Genomic DNA, 8295 nt, shown 5'->3' with positions numbered 1-8295 from the left:
GTAGCTTTAAATCATGAATTCTTAAAATCTCTCCTTGCTTCGTACTCTGTAAGTGGAATTCAAACTTCTGAGCTTTGATTTTTTCTACAATGGTCTGCCTATTAATCAGACTATTTTTCAAATCATCAGTTTGTCGAGTTTGTTGGGCACGTAGCTTACCTAAGCTTTGTCCAGCATTTTCCTTTTTGAAATCTAGAAAAATCTTTGCTTGAGAATTAGAATCACGAAGTTCATTGCCTTTAGATTGACGTTTATTCGCTTTCATTAAGCTATCATGTTGCCGTTGTTTTAACTGCTTTAATTCTTTTTTCTCATTATTAATAGACTGAGTTAATGCATCCATGTGTAGCTGATGCTGTTGAATGTAATGCTCATAATTACCTTTGTAGTGTTGTAAGCCTAATTCAGTTAAAGCATAAATATGTTGGACTTGATTGAGTAATTGGCGATCATGACTAATCAGGCATACACCACTAGGGTGTGCCAAAATACTCTCAATTAACCATTGTCTAGATGTTGAGTCTAAATGGTTGCTTGGTTCATCTAAAAGTAGATAGTGATCCTTTTTTAAAAACAAACGACATAAAGCCAGCTTTGTTTTTTGTCCTTCACTCAGTTTTTCTGTTGGAAAGTTCAAATCCGTAGGTAAGTCAGCATTTTCAAGTATATTTTGCCATTTTTGTGGTAAATCCCAGGTATTTTCAACTAACTCATAATCATCAAAACTAGCTGTATTGTTCTCTATACGCCGAAAAGCATGATGTAAATGATCTACCTCTAATGCTTGTGCAATATTTTCAGCATTAAGGCGTTCTAATTGTGCCAAATAATCATGTTGGATATTCCATGAAACTTGACCACTATAATGAATATCTAAAGCTTGGCTTTGATCTAATATTCTGAACAATAGGGATTTACCTAAACCATTACGTCCAATTAATGCAGAAACCTGTCCTGATAAAAGCGTAATGTTTAGCTGATCAAACATTTTCTGTGTAGAAAATTCTAAATTTAAGTTTGAAGCAATACATGCATGTTGCATAAAAAATTCCTCATGTAGAGGATATGCAAAATAGTGAAGATTAACTTATAAAAAACAATATATTATTTAGGATATAAAGTAGAGACCAAGAATATATAGCCACAAGTAGAATCTATTTTGCACATCAAAAGTTTAAAAATAATGATGAGAAAATGACTTACTTCATTGGCGTTACTCTTGGGAGGATGATTTGAATAAGGTTATTTTATAATGATAAGACAATCTGTCAAGCTTGTACTAAAGCTTCTAAAAGTTATTTAACATAATGGCGATTATACGAAATTTAGCGATTAGAAACCATTTATTACATCAAAAGTAATGAAAATGTAAAGATAATGCCTTATATTGTCTTTACATTATTGGTTTTTAGAGGAATTAACCATGTCCGCAGTCAATTTTAATATGCGTTTAGAAGAAGACTTGAGGGATAATGCAAATCATATTTTTGAAGAATATGGTTTAACAATGCCACAAGCATTTAAACTTTTTTTAAATCAGGTGGTGAAAACAAGAACTGTTCCATTAGCTTTTGACTATGCGAAAGAACCAACTCTGACCCCAACAGCAGTAGCAAAGTTGCTTCAATCTCTTAAAGAGATTGAAAATGGGGAGTACACCGAGTACGAAACAGTAGAAGAAGCAATCAAAGCCATGTCGGATGAAGCTCATGGCTAAACGAAAGATCATCGTAACCAACTCATTTAAACGAAATATTAAAAGACGTTACTTAGATTTAGTTACGGCTGAATGGGCTGAGGTACTGGACTGTTTAGTTGCTAATAGTCCATTGCCTGAAAAATACCTAGATCACCCATTAAAAGGTGGTGCTGAGTTTAAGAATTGTCGAGATTGTCACGTTAAACCTGATTTAGTCTTGATTTACAGGCTCGTAGGGGATGACATTTTAGAGTTACACCAGTTAGATAGCCATTCAGAGATTTTTGGCTAATTTTAGCTCGATGCTTTGAAATATGGCTTTAGCCATGTTTCAAAGCATCGAGCTACTTTACGCTAGTTGCACGATAAGAAAGTTTGAAAAGAAGCTAAGCATTGCATGGCCTTCAAAGAGTTCAATATGAGAATAAAAAATTTAGCTCAAATTTTTATAATTATTACATTGCTTACTGGTTGTATAGCGAAGTCCCAACCCGTATCTAACTCCATAGAGTCAGTAAAACCTATCATTTTTATTAAACATGCTAATTCTGGTTCAAGAGTAACCATTACTGGTGGGAAATTGCATGTAGATCCTTATGGTTGTATTCGGCTTGGTAGTGATACCGGTTCATTTATTATTTGGGCTAATAATCATGAGTTAGAATATACAAAGGACGGTAGGATTAGCATCACCAATAAATTTAATAATCATAAAGTTTTTATAGGTAATGAAATTATCCTTAGTGGAGGGCCGTCATCAGTAATACCAAAATCTGTTACTCGCTTTATTCCTGAAGTTTGTTCTACCTACGGCTATTGGATTGCTTCTCCCCTTTAAAAGTTATGTAAATGAGCCAGTCCCCATTTCCATCATAATTTCAACATAAAAACTCATATACAAATTTAGGTATTATTAGCTGATAAACCCTTTTTTTGATCTTTTTATATAAATCTTTCACGATATAGTAGAATACTATTAGATGACTAAATAAGATAAGCAAGCCTACCTGTATATACAAAATTCTTCGAATTTTGATATACAGGGACTTGTTAGGGGAAACCCCTAAGACCCCAAGCCCATCAAGATGGGCAAGTCAACAAAGTTGACTTAAAAGCAAAACCAAAAGCCTGTTAGTGGGATGTGTATATGCGAAATAAAACTAAAATTTTCAGACTCACAGAGTTACAGCTAGAACAACTTGAGCAGCACCTCGAAAAAGAGAACACGAATTTTACAGACTTCATTCTCTCTTTAATTCAAAGGGAAATCATGCAAGATGCTGTAACCGTAAGACGACCAGAAGAATATGAAAGGAAGCCTAGACTCAAAGTTAAAACAGTGATTGAAGTGGTTAAACGCTATCAAAAAACAGATCCTGCTTTACTGCTTGAGCTATCCAAAATCGGGAACAACTTAAACCAAATTGCACGAGCATTGAACATCATCAAAAATGCTGATCCGCAAGAGCAACGCAAGTTAGATATTTTCAGCATTTTTTCAGTTTTAAAAGGCATTCAAACCGAGTTAGAACAAGTATTTCCTGCACTTCCGAAAATCAGCAGACAAAGCCCTGAAAGGCTTAAAAAGCAATTGTCTTCGATACAGCTTGCTGAGGAGGATGAAAGTGCATATTAAATTTTTAAATCACGGTAAAGGATCGGCCGCACACGCTTCAGCGTATGTTTTAGATAAGTTCGATCATCTTGGCAATGTTCGGGCAGGTGTTGATGTTTTGCGTGGTGATGCGACTACATTTAACGCCATCTGTGACTCAAGTCCACATTTGTGGAAGTACACCAGTGGCGTGATCGCATGGTCAAAAGAAGACAGTCCGACAGATGAACAAATAAAAGAAGTCTTAGACGAGTTTGAAAAGCATGCTTTTTCGGGACTAGATCCCTCACAGTACCACCTTTTTGCCGTGCTTCACACAGACGATGACGGCTCGAAGCATATCCACGTTCTAGCACCACGCCTAGATATTCAAAGCGGTAAATCACTCAATATTGCCCCACCCGGCCATGAAAAGCATTTTGATTCTTTACGTGATTACTTCAACACAAAGTACCAGTGGTCACGCCCCGATGATCTGCTTTTGATGAAAACGACACAAGAGCCAAACTATGTCGCAAAACTCAACGCTCAAGCTAAAAATATTTTTACAGGTCAAGATCTTGAGGCGCTTACAAAAAAGCAGTTTGGCAAGCTCGTTGATAACTACGTACAAACATTTTTAAGGACTCTGACAGTAAAAAACAGAGCAGATATTGTCCAGTGTATTGAGCAACTGGAAGGAATCGCATCGGTCAAACAAAGTAAAGAATACTTAACTGCCACTTTGAAAAGTGGCAAAAGACATCGACTTAGAGGCGACTTTTATCATGAACAATTCGAAATTAACGCTTATTCAGAGCATCTCAGAGCAGCAGCAGAAAGCCGACCAACTACAGCAGAGCTTGCAACAGCTCTCCGAAACGCTGAAAACGTTCGAGATGACTATCGAGCAAAGCGAGAGACCTATCACCAACAGCACTATACTTTTAAACGAAGTACAGCAGACAACATCGGCCATAAAATCGCATCTCAGAGCGATTTTGACCGAAATAGGGAATCTATCACCCAAAGCCATAAAATCGCTAACAGCGAGCTATACGGAGCAAATAGACGCACTGCAAACGCAGTTAGCGAATATAGACCTATCGGAAATATCAAAAGTGAAATCGAGCATAGATTCGTTTTCAACCTCAATTCACGCTCTACAGGCTCAAGTCAACAAGCAGTTGCAGAGCCTCAGAATCGACGAAAAGCTCCTGCAGAACAGCATTCAACACCAAGTACAGCAAGCGATAGAGGGGCAGAGAGAGACAATAGAGAGTCAGTTGCAGAGCCTTTTGACGGAAAAATTGGGCAACCAGAGAGCAACACACATCCTATGGGGGATGATAGCTTTTGGACTGCTGATTCTTTTAATAATTTTATATCTAGGCTATCAAGCCAATACAAATTTAAAAACAATCAAAGCACAAGAGCAAATGATTCAACAGAATTCACAAGTGATTACAAACCAGATCAACTACTTGAAACAAATACGGAACTAGATCATGCAGACCGAAATCGACCAATTTTTGACAGAGCAAAACAGCTTATTGATGCAACAAAACAACTTGTTAGCCGAGCAAAACAAGGTTTTGAGTCAACAAATCGATTCATTAAAGACCATTTTGAGCGACTACAGCGAAGTCGAGCTGAGTCTAAAGAGCAAAATCAGCAATCTGAATACAGAGAAAGAAGCACAGCAAGCCTTAATTTTGACACTGAAAGCAGAGCTTTCAAAGCTAGAGCAGGGCAACTTTTCGGAGCAGTTACAGCAAGCATTTCAAGAAAACTTGAAGACCCAATTACAAACGCAATTAGCGAGAGCATTAAATCAACTGGATTTAAACAGCATTGTCAGCGACTTGGTGAAGATAGAATTAAGACCCATTCAAATGACAATTGGCACACAGCAGGCGGACATCGAGAAAGCACTCTCGAAAATCTTGCAATTGAAAGTACCCAACAACTTTTACGAAGATTTGGAGACGCAAAGCAAGCAGATCAATACGCTTGGGGAAACTGTAGAAAGATTAATAGCGTTAATCAACAACTTGAACGACTAGAAACCACAGTAGCGGAAATTCGACTCAAGCCAAAACCGGCTACGAATTTCAGTTACTTGCGAAGTGACGGTTATTACCCCGATTACGTTGGTTATCACAAAGAACTATGCGACAAGCAACAGGAGGCCTATAACAATAAAAACCCACTACAATTGATTGATTACATAAAGAAAAAATCTAAAAATTTAGAAACGTACATTAGCCGTGCACGTTCAAATATCCACGAATGGGAATACGATAAATTTGAGAAAATGATCAAAAATGACAATCAAATGCTGAAATATCTGAAATGTGAGAAGATTTTAGAGCCTCAAAACGACCATTTGAAACAGCAAAGAGAATCATATCAAGCGTGTTTAAAGAGTTTTGAGACTATTAAAAGTGATATTTACGAAATTAAAAATCCATTGCCTAGACAGAATACTTCTCAACAAACTTATGAACCTGAGCATAAACCAAAACCTAAAAATGATTTTGAATTAGATTTTTAATCTAATTCAGCAAAACAGTAATCAGAGGGGGAATGAGCGATTTATCTTTATGTCACTCACACTCCGTTCGCTTTGTTTTTTTCTTTTTGAACCTCACAGGTTTAAACCAAGCGAGTGTCTACGAGCGATTGAGCATCATAAAAATTTCAGCAACGCCTTTTCCCTGATTACAAACTCCCTTTTAATCTAAAACGGTAAGTACAGAGCATCCCGAATGGGTGCGAACTTTGGGGCTTTTGATCTTAAAAAAGCATGAGCATAGCGAATGCATTATCAATCTTTTTGCTCTTGGTTTTGCTTTTGAAACGACACGAGCGAAGCGAGTGCCATAGCCTTTGATTTTTCCTTTAATTCTCTTTTATTCTTTTAAAAAGCTTTTAAATACTTTTAGACACCCTTCCAGACCACATATAGCAAGGCTTTCAGACTTTAAAAAACTACAAATGGCATGAACTAAACTACAAATGGCATGATTTTGGCACATTAGAAACTACAAATGGCATGATTAGAAACTACAAATGGCATGAACTAAACTACACTATATTTAATGTAGTTTTATGTTAAAAACTACAAAAATCGTGTGCAAAAATAAATCAATATGATATAAAAAACTACTTCTTGCGGAATGTAGTTTCATGGATTATAAAAAAACATACCCTGTATCTTGGGTTGTTATGCAGAATACGATTCAAGAGTGCTTTAAAAGCATGAGTATTGATGAAAAACGCTTATTAATTCTTGCTAGTCCTATAGCTCGGATAATTGATGCAACTGAAAAAGATGCAATCACCATAACATCAGAGAGCTTTGCAAAAGAATGCGGTATAAAAACCAACTCAGCGTATTCGCAAATGGAAGAAGCGAGTAAAAACCTGTTAAGACGTTATTTTTCCTATGGTGATAATAAGAAAAAAACCTACTGTAACTGGGTCATTAGAGCAATATATGAGAATGGTTCAATATCCATATGCTTCCCAGAGGAAGTTCTTTTGATGCTCAAAGAGTTCGACAAATTAAATCCATACACTAAGTACAAGAAAGACATCGTACTCAGTCTGAAAAAAGACTACTCGTTCGACCTATATCATTTAGCAAAAAAATATCAAGCTATGGGACAATTTGAAATGTCCTTAGAGCATATAAAAACTGAGTTAGGTTTGCCAAAGTCCTACGACAAGCTATGTAATTTAAAAGACCGTGTAATTAAGCCTTCATTAGATGAAATTACAGCTAATACAGACATTGAACTCACTTATGAAAACGTTAAACAAGGACGGTCTGTGGTTGGTTTCAAGTTTATTGTGAAAGAGAAGCCTAAGCCAAAACTCATAGCACCCGAGAGAGAGACAAAGACAGTAGAGCTATTTTGTAATATGTCAGATCCCCAAATTAATAAATACAGCACTATTCTATCTAAACTTTCTGAACTTTCTGATCTAAGTAATTTTCCTGACTATCCTACTTTTGCGATTTGGATTAGTGGGATTTTACGAGATCCAAAAAGTGTAAGGGAAGAAACGGCTAAACGAATTTTGAAGGCTCTACATCAAAAAACGGATTTCAAACCATAAAATCAGATTATCCATATGAGCTAACAAATCCCGTGAAACATTGCTTAAATACTAAGCGTGGAACGTGAACAATCATTAAAAAAGCCCAATCGGAGAGGGTTGGGCTTTTTGCTATACGATAAAACTATGATTTATATGAAATAAAAAGAAGCATTTCGTATAAGGTGTATTATGTTAATTTTAGTAGAACTAATAAATCTATATATTTGAAAATGTCATTTTACTCAATTAAATACTCTTCAGATATTTCACACTGTTCAACAAAAAAATGATCATGTGAAACTAAAATTACAGCGCCCTGATATTGGCTAATAGCCTGCGATAGAAGCTCTCTAGACTCAATATCTAAATGATTTTCTGGTTCATCAAGCAATAATAAATCAATACCATCAGGATAGTGACTCATTGCTAATAATGCGACTTTCAATTTTTCACCACCACTCAGTTCTGATAGTTTTAATAAAGCTTTTTCACGACGAATACGTAACTGACCTAACAAATTTCTCCACTCAACTTCAGTAAGATTGGAGTTATAAAGTGCAAGGTTTTCGATTACGGATAAATCATTATTTAATAAACTAAAGTTTTGATCTAAATACAAACATGTTCCACTAAAGAAAATATCATCACGTTGATGGGTAGAAATCAATTTCAATAAGGTTGATTTACCAATTCCATTAGCACCTTTAAGATGGATTTTTTCGCCAGCTTTCAATGCAAAATTAATTTTATTTGTTGCTGTATGGGGTAGCTTTAAATCATGAATTCTTAAAATCTCTCCTTGCTTCGTACTCTGTAAGTGGAATTCAAACTTCTGAGCTTTGATTTTTTCTACAATGGTCTGCCTATTAATCAGACTATTTTTCAAATCATC

At 35.9% G+C, this 8295-nt stretch carries 8 protein-coding genes; 6 read left to right on the top strand and 2 right to left on the bottom strand.

Annotated elements, in window-relative coordinates; genetic code table 11:
- Positions 1 to 1042: ATP-binding cassette domain-containing protein (locus tag FTT86_RS15280; protein ID WP_180181455.1), on the bottom strand; the 1042-nt coding region annotated here is incomplete at its 3' end.
- Between the two features lie 381 nt (positions 1043 to 1423).
- Here FTT86_RS15280 and FTT86_RS15275 point away from each other — a divergent pair.
- From FTT86_RS15275 to FTT86_RS15250, 6 genes are all read left to right on the top strand, one after another.
- On the top strand, positions 1424 to 1717 hold the full coding sequence (locus FTT86_RS15275; protein ID WP_159124548.1) for a type II toxin-antitoxin system RelB/DinJ family antitoxin: 294 nt from the start codon (positions 1424 to 1426) through the stop codon (positions 1715 to 1717).
- The gene (locus tag FTT86_RS15270) at positions 1710 to 1991 is read left to right on the top strand and encodes a type II toxin-antitoxin system YafQ family toxin (protein ID WP_159124547.1); all 282 of its coding nucleotides are present in this window, start codon (positions 1710 to 1712) and stop codon (positions 1989 to 1991) included. The genes FTT86_RS15275 and FTT86_RS15270 overlap by 8 nt, the downstream gene beginning before the upstream one ends.
- Before the next feature lie 105 nt (positions 1992 to 2096).
- Complete coding sequence (locus tag FTT86_RS15265) at positions 2097 to 2537, top strand: hypothetical protein (protein ID WP_233945583.1); 441 nt, start codon at positions 2097 to 2099, stop codon at positions 2535 to 2537.
- Positions 2538 to 2846: 309 nt separating this feature from the next.
- A complete protein-coding gene (mobC, locus tag FTT86_RS15260) occupies positions 2847 to 3335 on the top strand; it encodes a plasmid mobilization relaxosome protein MobC (protein WP_159124546.1) in 489 nt (162 codons plus the stop codon).
- Positions 3319 to 5850, top strand: coding sequence for a relaxase/mobilization nuclease domain-containing protein (locus FTT86_RS15255; RefSeq protein WP_218946026.1), 2532 nt, complete (start codon positions 3319 to 3321; stop codon positions 5848 to 5850). The genes mobC and FTT86_RS15255 overlap by 17 nt, the downstream gene beginning before the upstream one ends.
- A 635-nt stretch (positions 5851 to 6485) precedes the next feature.
- Positions 6486 to 7421 (top strand): replication initiation protein, encoded by a 936-nt coding sequence (locus FTT86_RS15250; protein ID WP_159124544.1) that lies wholly within the window; start codon positions 6486 to 6488, stop codon positions 7419 to 7421.
- 220 nt (positions 7422 to 7641) lie between these two features.
- Here FTT86_RS15250 and FTT86_RS15245 read toward each other — a convergent pair.
- The coding region (locus FTT86_RS15245; protein WP_180181454.1) for an ATP-binding cassette domain-containing protein at positions 7642 to 8295 on the bottom strand (654 nt) is incomplete at its 5' end.

The sequence above is a fragment of the Acinetobacter sp. YH01021 genome (assembly GCF_013420255.1).
GTDB lineage: Bacteria > Pseudomonadota > Gammaproteobacteria > Pseudomonadales > Moraxellaceae > Acinetobacter.
The sequence above is the reverse complement of the archived record's forward strand: the minus strand, read 5'-3'. Positions and strand labels throughout refer to the sequence as shown.

Excerpts from the sequence above, each read along its gene's own strand:
- FTT86_RS15275 (WP_159124548.1), top strand. The coding sequence starts at position 1,424 with ATGTCCGCAGTCAATTTTAATATGCGTTTAGAAGAAGACTTGAGGGAT.
- FTT86_RS15270 (WP_159124547.1), top strand. The coding sequence starts at position 1,710 with ATGGCTAAACGAAAGATCATCGTAACCAACTCATTTAAACGAAATATT.
- FTT86_RS15265 (WP_233945583.1), top strand. The coding sequence starts at position 2,097 with ATGGCCTTCAAAGAGTTCAATATGAGAATAAAAAATTTAGCTCAAATT.
- mobC (WP_159124546.1), top strand. The coding sequence starts at position 2,847 with ATGCGAAATAAAACTAAAATTTTCAGACTCACAGAGTTACAGCTAGAA.
- FTT86_RS15255 (WP_218946026.1), top strand. The coding sequence starts at position 3,319 with ATGAAAGTGCATATTAAATTTTTAAATCACGGTAAAGGATCGGCCGCA.
- FTT86_RS15250 (WP_159124544.1), top strand. The coding sequence starts at position 6,486 with ATGGATTATAAAAAAACATACCCTGTATCTTGGGTTGTTATGCAGAAT.